Genomic DNA, 16,926 nt, shown 5'->3' on the forward strand with positions numbered 1-16,926 from the left:
GCCGGCCCCCGCCTCCGCTGGGGCCGTCTTTTTTTGCGAGTCGTCGACATGAAGCTTTCGCGCCGTTTCATCGCCTGCCTGCTGCTGGCCGCCACCGGCCTCGGGCAGGCCCAGCCCAAGCAGATGGAAAAACTCGACCGCGGCCTGGTGGCGCTGGCCACGCAGCAGGGCGTGATGCTCAGCTGGCGCCTGCTGGGTACCGAGCCGGCGAGCGTCGGGTTCCACGTCTATCGCGATGGCCGGCGGCTGACAACCAAGCCGCAGCAGTTGACCAACCTGCTCGATGCCAAGGGCCGCGCCGACAGCCTCTACAGCGTGCGCGCCGTTGTCGCCGGCCGCGAGCTGCAGGGCCCGACCGTCGCGCCGTGGAACCAGCCCTACCTGCGCGTGCCGCTGCAAAAGCCTGAAGGAGGCGTGACGCCCGACGGCGTGGTCTACACCTACCAGATGAACGACGGCGCGCCGGCCGACCTGGACGGCGATGGCCAGTACGAGTTGGTCGTCAAATGGCAGCCCACCAACGCCAAGGACAACTCGCAGCGAGGCCACACCGGCCACACGCTGGTGGACGCCTACAAGCTGGATGGCACACGGCTGTGGCGCATCGACTTGGGGCCCAACATCCGCGCTGGTGCCCATTACACGCACATGGTCGCCTACGACCTGGACGGCGACGGCAAGGCCGAAGTGATGATGAAGACCGCCGACGGCACGGTGGACGGCGCCAGCCAGGTGATCGGCGACGCGAAGGCCGACCACCGCAACGCGACCGGCTTTGTGCTGGCCGGCCCCGAGTTCCTGACCGTTTTCAACGGCCTGACCGGCGCCGCCATGGCCACGACCGACTACAACCCGCCGCGCGGCGGTGATGGCGGCGGCTGGGGCGATACCAACGGCAACCGCGTCGACCGCTTCCTGGCCGGCGTCGCCTATCTGGACGGCCAACGGCCCAGCGCCGTGTTCGCCCGCGGCTACTACACCCGCGCCGTGCTGGCCGCGTGGGACTGGCGCGCCGGCAAGCTCACACAGCGCTGGATCTTCGATAGCGACAGCGACGCAGCAAGCAAGCCTGTGGCTGGGCAGGGCGCGCACTGGTTCTCCGTCGCCGACGTGGACGGCGACGGCCGCGACGACATCATCTACGGCGCCGCCACCATCGCCAGCACCGGCAAGACGCTCTACAGCACCGGCCTGTGCCACGGCGACGCGCTGCATGTCAGCAACTTCGACCCGGCGCGCGAGGGCCAACAGATCTTCATGGTCCACGAGAGCCCGCGCTGCTATGGCGCGCACGGCCTGGAGATGCACGACGGCGCGACCGGCAAGGTGCTGTGGAGCATGTCCGGCAACAACACCGACGTGGGCCGCGGCGTCTGCTTCGACATCGACCCCGCCCACCCCGGCGCCGAATGCTGGGGCAATGTCGGCGGCCTCATGAACGCCAGCGGCAAGCTCATCAGCGACAAGCACCCCAACCGCTACAACTTTGCACTGTGGTGGGACGGCGACCTGCTGCGCGAGTCGCTCGACCATGTCGCCATCGACAAGTGGAACCCGGCCGCCTTCAAGTTTGAGCCGCTGCTGAACGGCAAGGCCGTTGGCGCCGCGTCCAACAACGGCACCAAGGGCAACCCGGTGCTGTCGGCTGACCTGTTCGGCGACTGGCGCGAGGAAGTCGTCTGGCGCAACGAGGACAGCACGGCGCTGCTCGTCTTCACGACGCCGCTGCCCACCAAGCACCGGCTGGTGACGCTGATGCATGACCCGCAGTACCGTGTGCAGGTCGCCGGGCAGAACGCCGGCTACAACCAGCCGCCGCACACCAGCTTCCACCTGGGCCATGCCATGAAGTCGCCGCGCTATCTGCCGATCACGGCGCCATGAAGTTCGCCGCCGTGTTGTTGGCCGCAATGCTGGCCGGCTGCGCGACGCCGGAGCCCGCACCGCGCCCGCTGTTCCGCGACCCCGTGCTGGACGGCGCGGCCGACGTGTCCCTCGTCTTCAACCGCGGGCTGAAGCGTTGGGAAATGTTCTACACCAACCGCCGCGCGACCCTGCGGCTGGATGACCCCAAGGACGTGAGCTGGGTCCATGCAACGCCCATCGGCATCGCCACGACCGACGACGGCAACCGCTGGCGCGCGTCGGGCGAGGCGAAGTTCCCGGCCGAATGCACCGGCGTCACGCTGTGGGCGCCCGAGATCCAGGAGTTTGACGGCATCTACCACCTGTGGCTGACCATCGTCCCCGGCGTGCACAAGAGCTGGACCGGCGAGCGCCGCATCGAGCATCTGACCAGCACCGACCTGCGCAACTGGACCTGCGCCGGCCGCGTGGACCTCGGCTCGCCCAAGGTCATCGACGCGTCCGTCATCCGCGCGCCACAGGGCGGCTGGCGGATGTGGTTCAAGGACGAGGCCGCCGGCAGCAAGCTGAAGTTCGCCGACAGCCCGGACCTGAAGACCTGGACCGTGCGCGGGCCCGTCAGCCAGTTGCCCGGCGAAGGTCCGACGGTGTTTCAGTTTGCCGGCAAGTGGTGGCTGGTGGCCGACCTGTGGAAAGGCCTGCTCGTCATGCGCTCTGACGACGCGCTGAACTGGCAGGAGCAGCCCACGCGGCTGCTGGCCGGCATCGGCCAGCACCCCACCGACCGCGCCAAGGGCCAGCACCCCGGCGTCACCGTCGTTGACGGTCGCGCCTACCTGTTCTATTTCACGCACCAGAGCGGCGAGCCCGAGGCCAAGACCGATGACCGCTGGCACCAGCGCACCGTCATCCAGGCGGCCGAGCTGCAAGTGAAGGACGGCTGGCTCGCCGTCGATCGCAACGCGCCGCCGCCCGACCTGCGGTCCGCATTCAAGGCCCGATGACCGCCATGCGCCAGCTGCTTGCTCTCCTGCTGCTGGCGCTAGCCGGCGCTGCCCACGCGGGCCTGGACGTGTCCACCCGCGCCACCGCCCACAGCCTGCCGCTGGACGGCGCCGTCATCGTTGGCAACCCGAACGCCGACCCGCTCGAAGCCTTCGTCGCGCAAGACCTGGCCGATGACCTGAAGCGCCTCGGCCTGCGCACAAGCGACAAGGGTGCCGTGCAGATCTGGATCGGCACGGCCGGCCGCCACGCGCAGATCGATGCGCTGGCCGCCGCCGGCAAGCTGGACATCGGCAAGCTCAAGGACTGCTGGGAGTGCTTCCAGATCACGCAGCTGCGCAACCCCGCGCCGGGCGTGAGCCACGCGCTCGTCATCGCTGGCGCCGACCGCCGCGGCACGGCCTACGGCGTCTACACGCTGAGCCAGGCGCTGGGCGTGTCGCCCTGGGTCTGGTGGGCGGACCTCGCGCCCGTCAAGCGCGGCCCGCTGCATGTCACGCTGAACCAGCCGCTGCACGACGGCCCCGCCGTCAAGTACCGCGGCCTGTTCATCAATGACGAGGACTGGGGCCTGCAGCCCTGGGCCGCCAACACCTTCGAGCCCGAGGCCGGCAACATCGGCCCGCGCACCTACGAGCAGGTCTTTCGCCTGCTGCTGCGACTGAAGGCCAACACGCTGTGGCCCGCCATGCACCAGGTGTCGCGCGCCTTCAACGACAACCCGCGCAATGCCGAACTGGCGCAGCGCTACGGCATCGTCATGGGCTCGTCCCACGCCGAGCCGATGCTGCGCAACAACGTCTCCGAATGGGAAGCGCCGCACGAGCAATACAACTACGCAACGCATGCCGAACAGGTTCGCGGCTACTGGGCCGAGCGGCTGCGGGCCAATGGCCGCTTCGACAACCTCTACACGCTGGGCATGCGCGGCATCCACGACAGCGGCATGCAGGGCGGCGGCACGGTGGCTGAGAAGCAGGCGCTGCTGAACCGCCTGCTGGTTGACCAGCGCGAACTGCTGCGCCAGCACGTCGGCGACCCGACGACGCTGCCACAGGTCTTCGTGCCCTACAAGGAGGTGCTGCCGCTGCTGCCGGGCCTGGCGCTGCCCAAGGACGTCACGCTGGTCTGGCCCGATGACAACTTCGGCTACATCCGCCAGTTCCCCGATGCCGCCCAGTCGAAGCGTTCGGGCGGCTCCGGCGTGTACTACCACCTGAGCTATCTCGGCGCGCCCCTGTCCTATCTGTGGCTCAGCACGACGCCACCGGCCCTCGTCGCCGAAGAGATGGGCCGCGCCTTCGACGCCGGTGTCCAACGGCTGTGGGTCGTCAACGCGGGCGACATCAAGCCGCACGAGATCAACCTCAGCCACTGGTTCGACCTGGCCTGGAACCCGGCCGCGGTGCGAGCTCAAGACCAGCACGACTACCTGCTCGACCTGGCCCGCCGGCTATTCGGCCCGGCACGGGCCGTCGAGTTGGCGACGCTCTGGGACGGCTACTACCGCGTCAACTTTGAGCGGCGGCCCGAGCACCTGCAGTTCCATCTTGCGGGCGAACGCGTGAAGCGCAGCGGCATGGCGCCGACTGCGGTGAACCGGCGCCTGACCGCCTTCATGGCGCTGCTGGTGTTGCTGGACAGCGTGCGCCCGCACATCGCCGCCGAGCAGCGCGCCGGCTTCTTCCAGCTTGTCGAATACCCGCTGCGCGCGTCGGCCCTGGCCAACGAGCGCTTCTTCGCGCTGGAGCGCTATGCGGCGACGCTGGAAAGAGACCCCTCCGGCGCGCGTGCCTCTGCCGCGCAAGCCGTGCGAGCCGACCATCGGCTGAAGGCCTTGACGGCACGCTACAACGCCGGCCGCTGGGCCGGCATCCTGGCCGAGGAGCCCGCCGATGGCCTGTGGACCAGCTTTCGCCAGCAGGCGCCGCTGCTGCCCGCGCCGGGGCTCGGCGGTAGCGCGCCCGATGCGCTGCACGACCTGGCCCGCGCGGCGGCCGACCTGGCGCCACTGCCCCTCGTCGAGCCGGTCGCGCCGCTGCTGCGTATCACCGCCGTGGACGACGGCTGGCGCCGCGTGCCCGGTCTGGGCCGCGGCGACGGCGTGCTTGCAGCGCGGCGGGCCGGCGCGACGCTGACGCTCGAAGCGCCCGCCACCGACGCCGCCTGCCTGCGCGTCCATGTGCTGCCCACATACACGCTCACGGCGGGCGAGGCCTGGCAGGCCGATGTGCTCGTCGATGGCCACGCCCACCCGTTGCGCTGGCTTCGCGGCACTCAGGACACTGCCTGGGCCCAGGGGGTACTCGCCAACCGGCTCACCGCCTCCCTCTCGTTGCTCGGCAGCGCCGGTCCCTTGCGACTGCAGATCAAGGCGGGCCAGGCCGAACTGATGTTCGACGGCGCCGACCTGCTGCCCGGCGCCTGCCGCCCATGAAAAGGAATCGTGCGATGAAACGCCTTCTGTCTCTGGCGCTTGCGGCGCTGCTCGCCACGGCGGCCCAGGCCCAGAACCCGCTCGCTCTCGGCCAGGACCTGCGCACCGCCGACCCCTCCGCGCACGTCTGGAAGGACGGCAAGATGTGGCTCTACACCTCACACGACGAGGAATGCCAGGCCGACTTCCACATGAAGGACTGGTACGCCTTCTCGTCCACCGACCTTGTCAACTGGACCAACCACGGCGCCGTGCTGTCGGTGAAGGACCTCGCCTGGGCCGACGACTACGCCTGGGCGCCCGACGCGGCCTACAAGAACGGCAAGTACTACCTGGTCTTCCCCGCCGGCACCGGCATCAAGGACCGGCAGAACCCCAAGAACAGCACGAAGTGGATGGGCGTCGGCATCGCCGAGAGCGACAACCCCGCCGGCCCCTTCAAGGACGTGATCGGCGCGCCGCTGTGGCGCAAGCCGTATGCGAACGACCCGGTACTGTTCGTCGACGACGAGGAGAGCGGCGGCCGCGCCTACCTCTACAGCCGCACGTCGGGCGTGAACTACCTCGTGGCCGAGATGGCCGACGACATGCGCAGCCTCAAGGGCGAGCTGCAGAAGATGGACATGGGCGGCTACGAGCCGCCAATGGAAGGGCCGTGGGTGTTCAAGAGGAAGGGCCTCTACTACTTCACGATGCCCGAGCACAACCGCATCCTGACCTACTACACGGCCACCTCGCCGAAGGGGCCGTGGACCTACCGGGGCGTCATCATGGAGCAGGAGAACAACGCCAACAACCACCACGCCATCGTTGAGTACAAGGGTCAGTGGGTCTTGTTCTATCACCGCTGGCTGGACACACCCGGCGCGGCCTGCGCGAAGAAGCAGCGCCATGTGACGGCCGAGTACCTGCACTTCAACGACGACGGCACGATCCGCAAGGTGGAGCGGACGAGCGAAGGCGTCGGTGATTTTCCCCAGCGGGCAACACCTACCGCTGCAGGCATGACAAAGTAGTTCGCACGTCAAGGGCCGTCCTGCCCTGCTGGCCGCTGCAGCCCCGGCTGGATGTCCCAAGCTGTCGCAGCCACCATCTTCCCGTTGCGGTGCCATCGCCCGCTTCCGTCATCAGCACAACGACTGGTCCCGATGAAACCTGGTGTCCAACGTTTGGCCTGGCTGGCAGGTGTCGCCTGTGTCGGCGCATTGGCTTTTGCCGTGGCCCACTGGCGTGGCGACAGCGACGCCCTGCCGCAGCAAGCCTCGGTGCCGGCGCCTTCGCCGCCCGTGGCGCTGGCGCCAGCCGTCCCGTTGGACGAGGGGCGCTCCGCCGCCAGTGCCGCCACTGCCGCCGCCCCGGTGCCAACAACGGCGATGCCGGCATCTGCCGTCTTGCGCCGCCCGCCTGTGGACGTCTCGCGCATGCAACCCGACATCCAGCTCGCCATCAGCAGCGATCAGCGCGGCAAGGCGGGGGAAGCAGCGTGGCACATCCAGAGGTGCCTGTCGTTGGAGCGCGACCCAGAGCGGGCGCGCCAGCAGATGGAGAACTTGCTGCGCCGCTTGCCCGAAACCGCGCACAGCGTCATGAGAGCCAGCCACCAACAGTGGGTCGCCTCCTGCCAAGCCGTGGATGCAGCTTCTCGCGAGCAGCTGGTGCCGCTGCTTCGCCGCAGCCTTGGCGAGGGCGACAAGGGCGCGGCTGCAGGCCTGGTGCAGGCCTTGGGAGAGAACTTCAATCTGGCCGATGAGCCCGCCGTCGTCCCCGCGCTGCGCCGCGACGCCTGGGACTGCGACAGCAGTTCACAACGTGTGCTGAGCAGGCTGCTCCGCCGGGATCCGCAACTGTTGACCCCCAACGAGATCGGGGCCTTGCGTGATCAGGAACACATCCAGTTCAGCAAGAGTTTGGAGGCATTGCTGCGCAAGGCGGAGGGTGACCCGAAGCGTCAGGCCGTCCTCGAAGGCATGCTGGCCACCTACAAACCGCCGCCCGAGGCCGACCCCGCGGAAGTGGCGCGGATCTCGGCCGAGATCCAGAGCCGCTGCAAGGCTGGGCCGGCACAAGCCGGCGGTCCGCAGCCCGCCGTACCCGGCTGAGCGAGCCCGATGCTCGACGACGAGCAGATCAACGCACTGGCCCCCCAGGCCTTCGAGCACTGCGGGAATGGGCGCCCGCCCGCGCTGGCTCGGTGCTCAGCCCTTGCGCGCCAGGAGCAACCGCTCCGCCAGGTCCGTCACCACCCATTCCTCGGCGATCAGCCCGGCCTCGAAGCGGCTGACCACCATGTCACGCCACACCAGCGCCTTGCCACTGGCCGGGAAGCCCTTGAACGCGCCCGACTGCGTGCCGCGGCAGGTGCGCAGCCAGGCGATGCGGTCGTCGCCTTCGACGAGGATTTCCACGTCGACCTTCAGCTCGGGTACCGCGCGGCGCAGCACTTCGATGACGCCAGCCACTGCGTCGTGGCCTTTCATCGTCTGCCCGGCCACGTGGGCCACATAGCCGGGCGCGAACAAGTCGGCAATCGCGTCTTGCCGCCCCTGCTGGAGCAGGGCTTCATTGGCTTGGCGGAGGAGGGCGGGCCGTGGTGTCGTCATGGGCCAAAACTTTCGCGGGTCAGAACCGATAGAGCCATCCCGCGAATAGGCTCGCCTGGTAGCGCCGCTCCACCAGCGGGCTGTCCTCGATGGCCGAGCCAAGCATGCGGCCCGAGACGTCGAGGAACAGCGTCTCGCGCGGTCCGGTGGCGTAGGTGAAGCGCAGGCCACCCTCCGCCTGGGTGGTGGACTTGCCCATGTAGACGGGCCGGCCCGAGACGGCCTCGGTGGGCTTCACGCCGAAGTAGTAGTCCACATATTTGCGGTCGACGCTGCGTACGCCAAACCGGGGGGTGATGGCCAGGTCGCCCAAGTCGAAGCGCTTCTCGAACTCCAGCGACACCATGCGGCCCTTGCTGTTGCCCATCGCATCCCCCAGCACCTCCAGCGACACCTCGCCGATGCCGGTGTCCCACGAGGCGGCAGCACCCAGCCACAGGCTCTCCTTGCGGCGCTCCATGCCGCTCAGGAAGTCCGAGTCCTTGGCCTTGTAGCCGTCGAAGCCGAAGCGCGTGCGCAGCCGGTAGCTGACCGGCCCGGTGTTGCCGAGCTTCAGGTCGAGGGTGGGCAGGGCCACGGCGACCCACTTGTTCTCGTAGATCAGCAGCGGCAGCACGCGGGCCTTGGTGTCCACGCCGCGGTAGGGCTCCAGCGAGACGCCGGCACCGATGCCGAGGAGGGTCACCGAGCTGGGGCTGCCGTCGGGTGGCGTGTTCTGGGCCAGGGCGGGCGTCGTGATCAACAGCGCCGCGGCGAGGCGGATGACTTGGGCTTGCATCGATAGCTTCCTAGGTGGAGGAGAAACGCTGCGCAGCGTAGGCAGGCCGAATTAGCTTGACCTTAGGTCATGGCCCGGCGACGGCCGGCCTTCCGCTCATTCAGATTTAAGTCGGTGCGCTTAAATTCCGCCCATGCGCGCATTGCTGGTGGAAGACGACGAGATGATCGGCAACAGCCTGACCCAGGCGCTGGGCCGGGCCGGCTGGTCGGTGGACTGGGTGCGCGACGGCGAGCCCGCCCGCGCGGCGCTGGCCGATGGCGGCTATGCCTGCGTGCTGCTGGACCTGGGCCTGCCGCGGCTGGACGGCCTCTCCCTGTTGCGCCAGCTGCGCGCGCGCGGCGAGCTGACGCCGGTGCTGGTGCTGACGGCGCGCGACGGCGTCGAATCGCGCATCGAGGGCCTGGACCTGGGCGCCGACGACTATCTGGCCAAGCCCTTCGAGTTCGGCGAGCTGCTGGCCCGCATGCGCGCGCTGCTGCGCCGGGCCAGCGGCTCGGCGCAATCGCTGCTGGGCGCGGGCGCGGCCCTGCAGCTGGACCTGAACACCCGCGAGGCGCTGCGTGGCGGCGTGCGCGAGACGCTGACGGCGCGCGAGTTCGCGCTGCTGCGCGCGCTGCTGGAGCGGCCCGGCGCCATCCTGTCGCGCGAGCAGCTGGAGCAGCGCATTTACGGCTGGGGCGAGGAGGTCGGCAGCAACATGATCGACGTGCTCATCCACGGCATGCGCCGCAAGCTCGGCGCCGACGCCATCCGCAATGTCCGCGGGCTGGGCTGGCGTGTGGCGCTGGCCGACGTCGCATGAGCGTGGCCCGCCTGCCGCCGCTGCGCTGGCCGCGTTCGCTGCACGGCCAATTGGTGCTGTGGCTGCTGCCGCTGCACCTGCTGACCACCGCCTTCCTGGGCTGGATGTTCGCCCAGAGCTATGGGGAAACCGTCTACGAGTTCATGGACGAGCAGATGCAGTCGCTGGCGCAATCCAATGCGGCGCGCAGCTGTGCCAGCCTGACCGACCCGCTGCCGCAACTGCCGGCGCAGGAGGTCCATCAGGGCGGCGGCTTCGTTGTGCAGATCTGGTGCGCGCGCGAGCCGGCGCGCAGCCTCAGCTCCTTTCAAGTGGTGACGGTGCCGCTGCAGTCCGAGCCGGGCTGGCACGAGCTGGAGTCCGGCGGTGCGCGTTGGCGGGTCTACACGGAACCCGCCAGCGCTGGCGAGGTGCGGGTGCAGGTGCTGCAGAGCTTCTCTTTCCGCAACCTCGAGGTGGGCGGGCGCTCGGTCTTCGCCAGCCTTGTGGGCTTGCTGCTGCTGCCGGTGTCGCTGGCGGTGCTGGCCCTTGTCGTGGGCCGCGCGTCGCGGGGCCTGCGCCGCTCGGCCCAGTTGCTGGCGCAGCGCGACGAGCGCAGTGCCGCCACCGATCTGGCCGTGCCGCGCGAGATCGCGCCATTGGTGCAGTCCTTCGAGGCGCTGCTGGCGCGGCTGCGCGACGCGCTCGGCGCGCAGCGCCGCTTCGTGCAGGACGCCGCCCACGAATTGCGCACGCCATTGACGGCCCTGGGCTTGCAGCTTGAAAACCTGCGCCCCCATCTGGCCGGGGCCAAGCCCGAGTTCGAGCAGCTCCAGCAGGGCATGCGGCGGGCCGAGCACCTGGTCGAGCAGATGCTCAGCCTGTCGCGCCAGGAGGCCGCGCGCGCCGAGGGCGCCGCCTCCAGCGTGGACCTGCGTGCCCTGCTGCGCGCCAGCATCGGCCAGGCCATGGCGATGGCCGACCGCCGCGGCGTCGACGTCGGCTTTGTTGACCGCGTGGACGGCCCGCTGTCGCTGACCGCCGTGGAGGGCGACCTGCGCAGCCTGTTCGACAACCTCATCGACAACGCGCTGCGCCACACGCCGGCGGGCGGCGAGGTCGAGCTGAGGCTGGAACCGGGCGACGGCGCCACGCGCTGGGTCGACGTGGTGGACTCCGGACCGGGGCTGCCCGCCGAGATGCGCGAGCGCGTCTTCGACCGCTTCTTCCGCATGCCCGACGCGCCGCTCGGCGGCAGCGGCCTGGGCCTGGCCATCGCGCGGCAGGCGGCGTTGCGACACGGCCTGCGCATCGAGCTGCGCGACCGTGACGACGGGCGCAGCGGTCTGGTGGCGCGGGTTCTTTTGCCCTAAGCCTCAATTCATTCATGCCGCCTAGATTGAGCGGCATGAACACCGCCCCGCGCTCCCCCCTCGTCCGCCAGGTCGCCTTCGGGCTGCTGGTGTTGCTGGCCCTGCTCGTCGGTGCCGCCGCGCTGCGCTTTGCGCTGCCGGGCCAGCCGCTGGCGCCGCCGCTGCCCAACCTGACCGTGCAGCGCGAGCTGCTCGTCATCCATGCCGTCAGCGCGGGGCTGGCGCTGATGTTGGGGCCGTGGCAGTTCGCCGCCGGGCTGCGTGCCCGCCGCCCGCGACTGCACCGGTGCATCGGCTATGGCTATGCGGCCTGCTTGCTGGTCGGCGGCCTCAGCGCGCTGCCGCTGGCCGCGCAGGCCATGGGCGGGCCGCTGGCCCAGCTGGGCTTCGGCCTCCTCGGCCTGGGCTGGCTCGGCACGACCGCCGTCGCGCTCGTTCATGTGCGGGCCGGCCGCATCGCGGCGCACCGGCGCTGGATGGTGCGCAGCTTCGCCCTGACTGCGGCGGGCATCTCGCTGCGCCTGCAGCTCGGCGTGGCCGGTGGCTTTGGCGTGCCGGTGGAGGTCATCTACACGGCGCTGGCCTGGACCTGCTGGGTGCCCAATGTGCTGGCGGCGGAGTTGTGGCTGTGGCCTAAGGCGCAACCGGCAGACCCGGAACCCGGCTGGGAGCCGACCCGCCTCGGCGTGGACTGAGCGGCCAGCTGACAAATCCGGGCGGCGCCGAGGCAAGAATCCATGCATCTGTCGAGCCCCCTCGCATTCATGGAGATCCAGATCATGCAAGGCCATTGCCTGTGCGGCGCCGTCCGCTTCACGTCGCCCGCCGCTCGCGAGATCGGCGCCTGCCACTGCGGCTTCTGCCGGCGCTGGGGCGGTGGCCCGCTGCTGGCGGTGCATTGCGGGCCGGACGTCCAGTTCGAGGGCAAGGAGCACGTCGCCGTCTATGCGTCCTCCGAATGGGCCGAGCGCGCCTTCTGCAAGGCCTGCGGCACGCACCTGTACTACAAGCTGCTCGCCACCGGCGAGTACTTCGTGCCGGCCGGCGCCTTCGAGAGCCAGGACTTCGAGCTGGCCAGCCAGATCTATGTCGACAATAAGCCCGGCTATTACGACTTCGCCAATCAGACGCCGATGCTGACGGAGCAGCAGGTCATCGAGCAGTTTGGGCCGCCGAGCGAAGGCGGTTGAGCCTGCTGGTGTTTCACAGAGCGGCGGGTTGCTTTGCGTTGCGCTTGGTTTACGCGTCGCTGTGGTTGCCGGGAGTCCCGCCCGGCGGCGGGGTAACTTTCTTCTGCGGGGCCAGAAGAAAGTCACCAAAGAAGAGGCCCTGAACCGCACACCAGCAACACCTGCACGAGCTGCGCCGTGCAACAACCACTCGGTGAGTGGGCAGACGCGAGCCGCTGCGCTCTCGCTGCTGTCCCTATCACCAGCTCCATCGATCGCACCGCTGGGCCGCTTAACGCGCGGCTGCACGCCGTGCTCATGAGGAATGCGAAGACATGGTCGCTCGGGCGACGCGACCGCTGCGCAACATCCATCTGGCGTTGCCCCAGCGACGCGGTATTGGCATTCCCTGGTGAGCCCGGCGTGCAGCCGGCGTTAACGGGCGTGAAGGGGCGATGGATGGCGCTCTTCAAAGGGACAGCGGCGAGAGCGCAGCGGGTCGCGTCTTCCCGAAACGATGGCGGGCGTTTTCGCGCGCCGCTCTGGGCGGAGTCGGGATGGAATGCGGTTCAGCGCCTCTTCTTTGGTGACTTTCTTCTGGCGCCGCAGAAGAAAGTTACCCGCCTGCCGGGGCGGACTCCCGGCAACACGGCAACGGGTCGAAAGGACAACCGCAAAGACGACCCGCCCTTACATCAGGTGCGCGACGAGCCCGTTCAGATAGCGCTCCAGGTTTGTGTACCCCGTCGCCGGATCAACCCGCGCCGCGTCCGCCCCGTCGCGCGGGTTCAGCCCCTGCCCAAGCTCCCACGCATCCGGCATGCCGTCCCCATCGCTGTCCTGCGGCGCCGGCTTGGATTGCAGCACCGGCCAGCCGCCCACCTCGGTCTGGCTGTTGATGAGCCCGCCCCGGCGCTGGCGCACATCGGCGATGTGGCGCTCGTCCACCGCGTCGCGCACCAGCGACGCGCCGACGCCGGCCAGCACGCGCTTCAGCGTCTTGTTAGGGGCATCGACCGTCACCTTCGCGAAGGGCAGCGGCGCAGCCAGCTTGTAGCCCTCGGGCAGCCCGCCCGGCAGGTGCTTGGCATGCGCGCGCACCAGCGTCCACGGGTCGGCGGGCACCTGGCCGTCCATGCTGTTGCCAGCGAACCAGGCGCGCGAGCCGGGGTTGCTTTCCTCGAAGGCAAAACTGCCTTTTGAACTTGGGCCGCGCAGGTAGACGTTGCCGACGAAGTTGTAGCTGGCGCGCTCGCCGCCACGGTCGAGGTTGTAGCCGGCGCGTTCGGTGGCCCAGTTGTAGAAGACGTTGGCGCGCAGGTCGTAGAAGCCGCCCAGCGGGTCGGCCTCGGACTTGAGGTAGTTGCCTGGGCGGGGCATGCGGTCCTGGTGGTGCGCCCACAGGTTGTGGTGCATCGACAGCCGCGTGCCGTGAGCGCCGCGCAGCAGGCTGCCGAAGCCGTGGCATGCGCCCTTCTTGGCGGTGTTGCAGTTCAGCGATTCGCCGATGAGGCTCCACTGCACGGTGACGTGCTGGTAGGCCGGCCGGCCCAGGTCCGGGCGGGTGACCGTGACGGACAGCGATTCGTCACTGGACCAGCTGGTGGACACGTGGTCCAGGATGATGCGCTGGCCCGAACCGACGGTGATGGCATCGGCGTCCACGTCGGCGGCGTCGCCCAGGCGCGAGCGGATGAAGCGCACCACCACGTCGTCGGCATCGATCATCAGCGGCTGGTCGCGCAGCGTGATGCCGTCGCCGGGGGCGGTCTGGCCGGCGATGGTGACGCGGCCTTGCGTGACCTTCAGCGGCGTCTTTAACGCGATGGTGCCGGACACGGCGAACACGATGGTGCGCGGACCGACGGCCTCGACGGCAGCGCGCAGCGAGTCTGGGCCGCTGTCGGCCAGCGTGGTCACGACGATGGCCCGGCCGCCGCGCCCACCCCGAGAAACAGCGCCCTCGCCCTCGGCCCCGGGGAAGGCGGGCGGCGAGACCGGCGCAGGCGCGTGCGATGCGCAGGCGGCGAGCAGCAGGGTGGCGACAAAAGGCGGCAGGGTTCGGCCGCCGCGCAGCCTCAGTCGGCGTCTCATGCGAGGCCTTTCGTGCCTTGCGCGGCCAGGTCACGCCATGCCGCCATGGTGCGGGCAGTCCGGCTCGGTGGCTTCGGAACGCGCCCGGGCAGCAGCAGCTCCAGCCGATGAATGACGCGGACCAGAAAGGGCAGGGCGAAGACCAGTGGCAGCGCCATCAGGCGCAGCGCCTCGGGCGTGCCCGTCTGGACCTGCAACAGCTGATGGACGGAGAACGGCAGGGTCAGCACATGCTGCGAGAGCTGCAGCGTGACCGCCTTGTGCCAGTCGGCATCCACGCCACTCATCTCGCAGCGCTGGCGCCGGCTGAGGTGGAAGTCCGGTGGGTCGTTGCGCCGCAGGCGCAGGCGCAGCTCCGCTTGTTGCACGGCCGGCTGCGAGTTCAGGTAAGGGTGCGCTTCCAGCGCCAGCAGCAGCCGCGCTGCATCGGCGCGGATGTCGTTGACGGCCGGGTCGATCGAGCCGATGCAGGCCAGCGTCTTCAGCCGCCGCGTCGCGTCATGCAGCTCCCAGAGCCGGATGCGAAAGCTGCGCTCTGAATCCGCCACCGGGTGGCCAGCGATGTATTCGAAGGCGTCATGGGCCTCGACGACGCAGCGCGCCACGGCGCTCATGGAGGGCAGGTCCCACAGCTCGCGCGGGTGCTGCTGGCTAGCGTCAGGCGCCAGCCGGCGCAGCCCGGTGCTGTGGGCCAGCAGCTTGACGAAGATCTGCTCGCCGTAGCGGATGTGCGGCGCCGTCAGCGTCAGCCCGACCAAGGCGGTGCTGGCGGCCTTGCCGTGTTCGAGCACGGCGTCAAACTCGCGCAGCTTCGCTCGGTAGTCACCCCAGGTATTGATCGCTTCCAGCATGCTCGGCCCGTTGCTCACACAAGCGCGCAAGCGTAGGCGATGTCTCAGCCGTTCAACTTGGCCGACATCCAGGCTGCCGCCAGAGCCGGCCACTGGCCGTGCGTGCCGTCCAACCCGCGCAGCGCGAAGCCGTGCTCGGCCTGCGGGAAGACATGCGCCTCCACGTCCAGCTTGTGCTGCTGTGCGGCCACGATCAGGTTGAGCGCATGCTGCACCGGGACTACGGCGTCATGCAGCGCATAGGCCAGGAACACCGGGCAGCGCGGCAGGCCGTGGGGCGCCGATGCGATGCCGATGGGCCAGGCGTCGTAGAAGGCCTGCTTCTCGGGCGGCGGGAAGTCGGGCTTGCCTGCGGGGAACTTGTGGTCGCGGTGGTTGGCGTTCAGCGGCGCGTAGGCGATGACAGCGCCCGCCGATTCACGCTGGCAGGCCATCGCGCCGGCCAGGTGGCCCCCGGACGACAGGCCCACATGCAGCAGCGGCAGCGGCGGCAGCGTTCCGAGGTGGTCCAGTGCCAGCAGGCCGTCCTGCAGCGCGATGTCGAAGGGGTTGCCGTCCTGGCCGGGCAGGCGGTGGACGAGCACGTAGGCGTCCAGCCCGAGCGTGTTCAGCCACTGCGCGATCTCGACGCCTTCCTTGTCGTGCATCAGCTGCAGGTAGCCGCCGCCCGCGTAGACGACGGCACGCCCGCGCGCCGGTGTGGGCGAGAGATAGGCGTGCAGCTCGGCGCGCGCGGGCCGGCGGCATATACGGTCGGGCGCTTCGCCGTCGAAGGCGTTGGGCACGCCGTCGGACAGGGCAATGATCGTCACGGCTTCACCGTTTCGCGCAACGGCAGCCCGAAGTCGGGCATGCCATCGGCCGTGAACCGCAGCGGCTGTACGCGCGTGGCGCGGCCGGTGTCCTTCAGCGGGTCGCCGACGATGTCGCGGTAGTTGCGGGCGTGGAAGACGTTCAGCACCGTGCCGTCGGGCTCGACGAGGAAGCTGTTGTGGCCGGGGCCGTATTGGCTGTTCTCGGCGCTGGTGCTGAACACCGGCCCGGGCGACTTGCGCCAGCTCTTCGCATCCATCAGGTCCGCGTTCTCGTCGGCCCACAGCAGGCCCAGGCAGTACTCGGCGCCGGTGCCGGCGGCTGAGTAGGTCATGAAGACGCGCCCGCCGTGGACGAGCACGGCCGGCGCCTCGTTGACGAGGTGGCGCACCTTCTCCCAGGCGTAGTCGGGCTGGCTGAGGCGCACCTGCGGGCCCTCCAGTTCGGTGGGGCTCTTCATGCGCGAGATGAAGATGTCGGTGCTGTGGTTCTTCTTGGCCGGGTCGGTCTGCGCCCAGGCCATGTAGCGCTTGCCGCGGTGCTCGAAGACGGTGGCGTCCAGCGTGAACGTCTCCCACTGCGTCTTGATCTGACCGCGCTCCGTCCACTCGCCCTGCATGGGGTCGGGCGACGCGTTCTCCAGCGTCCACATGCGGATCTTCCACGGCTCCTTCGCCTCGCCGGCGCTGAAGTGGATGTACCAGCGACCGTCCAGAAAGGCCAGCTCAGGCGCCCAGATGTGGTGGCTCATGGGGCCGCCGGCGTGCTTGCGCCAGACCACCTTGGCTTCGGCCGTGGCCAGGCCGGCAATGCTGCGCGCGCGGCGCAGTTCCAGGCGGTCGTACTCGGGCACGGTGGCCATGAGGTAGTACCAATCGCCCTGGCGAATGATCTGCGGGTCGGCGCGTTGGACGACGAGGGGGTTGGGCCACGGCAGCGGCGCGGGGGCTGGCGCGGCGGGCGCTTGGGCAAGCGCGGGCAGAGCGGGAATCAGCAGGGCGGCAGCCAGTGCGTGGCGGCGCGAGATCGGGTAAGTCAAACGAAAGTCTCCATGCGATTTGTCTTGCCGTGGCGGCGCTTGAAGCTGAGCCCGGCGCTGCCGCCGGCGGCGCGCGTGATCGTCATCGCCGGGCATTCGCTCGCACTCGGCCGTCTT

15 protein-coding genes are annotated in these 16,926 nt (G+C 69.5%); 9 read left to right on the forward strand and 6 right to left on the reverse strand.

Features of this window, described 5'->3' with window-relative positions; translation table 11 throughout:
* The first annotated feature begins 48 nt into the window (after positions 1-48).
* From ASC81_RS03755 to ASC81_RS03775, 5 genes are all read left to right on the forward strand, one after another.
* On the forward strand, positions 49-1,884 hold the full coding sequence (locus tag ASC81_RS03755) for a rhamnogalacturonan lyase (RefSeq protein WP_056264280.1): 1,836 nt from the start codon (positions 49-51) through the stop codon (positions 1,882-1,884).
* A complete protein-coding gene (locus tag ASC81_RS03760; RefSeq protein WP_200946684.1) occupies positions 1,881-2,870 on the forward strand; it encodes a hypothetical protein in 990 nt (329 codons plus the stop codon). Before ASC81_RS03755 ends, ASC81_RS03760 begins: the two co-directional genes overlap by 4 nt.
* 5 nt (positions 2,871-2,875) lie before the next feature.
* Positions 2,876-5,308 carry a glycosyl hydrolase 115 family protein gene (locus tag ASC81_RS03765; protein ID WP_162245852.1) on the forward strand — a complete coding sequence of 811 codons (2,433 nt, stop codon included), beginning with the start codon at positions 2,876-2,878 and terminating at the stop codon, positions 5,306-5,308.
* A 14-nt stretch (positions 5,309-5,322) separates the two neighbouring features.
* Positions 5,323-6,324 (forward strand): family 43 glycosylhydrolase, encoded by a 1,002-nt coding sequence (locus ASC81_RS03770; protein ID WP_056262877.1) that lies wholly within the window; start codon positions 5,323-5,325, stop codon positions 6,322-6,324.
* A gap of 390 nt (positions 6,325-6,714) precedes the next feature.
* The gene (locus ASC81_RS03775) at positions 6,715-7,407 is read left to right on the forward strand and encodes a hypothetical protein (RefSeq protein WP_162253752.1); all 693 of its coding nucleotides are present in this window, start codon (positions 6,715-6,717) and stop codon (positions 7,405-7,407) included.
* A 96-nt stretch (positions 7,408-7,503) separates the two neighbouring features.
* On the opposite strand, the gene ASC81_RS03780 is transcribed toward ASC81_RS03775, so the two are convergent.
* Positions 7,504-7,908: an ester cyclase gene (locus tag ASC81_RS03780; RefSeq protein ID WP_056262883.1), complete on the reverse strand. Its 405-nt coding sequence runs from the start codon at positions 7,906-7,908 to the stop codon at positions 7,504-7,506.
* A gap of 19 nt (positions 7,909-7,927) precedes the next feature.
* Positions 7,928-8,686: a MipA/OmpV family protein gene (locus tag ASC81_RS03785; RefSeq protein WP_056262885.1), complete on the reverse strand. Its 759-nt coding sequence runs from the start codon at positions 8,684-8,686 to the stop codon at positions 7,928-7,930.
* Between the two features lie 133 nt (positions 8,687-8,819).
* Between ASC81_RS03785 and ASC81_RS03790 the strand changes: the two genes are divergently transcribed.
* The 4 genes from ASC81_RS03790 to ASC81_RS03805 all read left to right on the forward strand — a co-directional run bounded on the left by ASC81_RS03790 (position 8,820) and on the right by ASC81_RS03805 (position 12,033).
* The gene (locus tag ASC81_RS03790) at positions 8,820-9,491 is read left to right on the forward strand and encodes a response regulator (protein WP_056262887.1); all 672 of its coding nucleotides are present in this window, start codon (positions 8,820-8,822) and stop codon (positions 9,489-9,491) included.
* On the forward strand, positions 9,488-10,843 hold the full coding sequence (locus tag ASC81_RS03795; protein WP_056262889.1) for a HAMP domain-containing sensor histidine kinase: 1,356 nt from the start codon (positions 9,488-9,490) through the stop codon (positions 10,841-10,843). The genes ASC81_RS03790 and ASC81_RS03795 overlap by 4 nt, the downstream gene beginning before the upstream one ends.
* A gap of 35 nt (positions 10,844-10,878) precedes the next feature.
* The gene (locus ASC81_RS03800; RefSeq protein ID WP_056262892.1) at positions 10,879-11,538 is read left to right on the forward strand and encodes a DUF2306 domain-containing protein; all 660 of its coding nucleotides are present in this window, start codon (positions 10,879-10,881) and stop codon (positions 11,536-11,538) included.
* A gap of 84 nt (positions 11,539-11,622) precedes the next feature.
* Complete coding sequence (locus tag ASC81_RS03805) at positions 11,623-12,033, forward strand: GFA family protein (RefSeq protein ID WP_056264284.1); 411 nt, start codon at positions 11,623-11,625, stop codon at positions 12,031-12,033.
* Between the two features lie 669 nt (positions 12,034-12,702).
* Here ASC81_RS03805 and ASC81_RS03810 read toward each other — a convergent pair.
* The 4 genes from ASC81_RS03810 to ASC81_RS03825 are packed head-to-tail and all read right to left on the reverse strand — an operon-like array spanning position 12,703 to position 16,809.
* Entirely contained in the window at positions 12,703-14,106 is a 1,404-nt protein-coding gene (locus ASC81_RS03810; protein ID WP_056262895.1) for a polysaccharide lyase family 1 protein, read from the reverse strand.
* Entirely contained in the window at positions 14,103-14,957 is an 855-nt protein-coding gene (locus ASC81_RS03815; RefSeq protein WP_056262898.1) for a hypothetical protein, read from the reverse strand. Before ASC81_RS03815 ends, ASC81_RS03810 begins: the two co-directional genes overlap by 4 nt.
* Positions 14,958-15,001: 44 nt before the next feature.
* Positions 15,002-15,769 (reverse strand): S9 family peptidase, encoded by a 768-nt coding sequence (locus ASC81_RS03820; protein ID WP_056262901.1) that lies wholly within the window; start codon positions 15,767-15,769, stop codon positions 15,002-15,004.
* Complete coding sequence (locus ASC81_RS03825) at positions 15,766-16,809, reverse strand: family 43 glycosylhydrolase (protein WP_056262905.1); 1,044 nt, start codon at positions 16,807-16,809, stop codon at positions 15,766-15,768. Before ASC81_RS03825 ends, ASC81_RS03820 begins: the two co-directional genes overlap by 4 nt.
* Between the last annotated feature and the right edge of the window lie 117 nt (positions 16,810-16,926).

Source organism: Pelomonas sp. Root405, from assembly GCF_001425165.1.
Lineage (GTDB): Bacteria > Pseudomonadota > Gammaproteobacteria > Burkholderiales > Burkholderiaceae_C > Pelomonas.

Coding starts and splice junctions, on each gene's coding strand:
- ASC81_RS03770 (WP_056262877.1), top strand. CDS start 5,323: ATGAAACGCCTTCTGTCTCTGGCGCTTGCGGCGCTGCTCGCCACGGCG.
- ASC81_RS03780 (WP_056262883.1), bottom strand. CDS start 7,908: ATGACGACACCACGGCCCGCCCTCCTCCGCCAAGCCAATGAAGCCCTG.
- ASC81_RS03800 (WP_056262892.1), top strand. CDS start 10,879: ATGAACACCGCCCCGCGCTCCCCCCTCGTCCGCCAGGTCGCCTTCGGG.
- ASC81_RS03815 (WP_056262898.1), bottom strand. CDS start 14,957: ATGCTGGAAGCGATCAATACCTGGGGTGACTACCGAGCGAAGCTGCGC.
- ASC81_RS03760 (WP_200946684.1), top strand. CDS start 1,881: ATGAAGTTCGCCGCCGTGTTGTTGGCCGCAATGCTGGCCGGCTGCGCG.
- ASC81_RS03805 (WP_056264284.1), top strand. CDS start 11,623: ATGCAAGGCCATTGCCTGTGCGGCGCCGTCCGCTTCACGTCGCCCGCC.
- ASC81_RS03810 (WP_056262895.1), bottom strand. CDS start 14,106: ATGAGACGCCGACTGAGGCTGCGCGGCGGCCGAACCCTGCCGCCTTTT.
- ASC81_RS03790 (WP_056262887.1), top strand. CDS start 8,820: ATGCGCGCATTGCTGGTGGAAGACGACGAGATGATCGGCAACAGCCTG.
- ASC81_RS03795 (WP_056262889.1), top strand. CDS start 9,488: ATGAGCGTGGCCCGCCTGCCGCCGCTGCGCTGGCCGCGTTCGCTGCAC.
- ASC81_RS03765 (WP_162245852.1), top strand. CDS start 2,876: ATGCGCCAGCTGCTTGCTCTCCTGCTGCTGGCGCTAGCCGGCGCTGCC.
- ASC81_RS03785 (WP_056262885.1), bottom strand. CDS start 8,686: ATGCAAGCCCAAGTCATCCGCCTCGCCGCGGCGCTGTTGATCACGACG.
- ASC81_RS03755 (WP_056264280.1), top strand. CDS start 49: ATGAAGCTTTCGCGCCGTTTCATCGCCTGCCTGCTGCTGGCCGCCACC.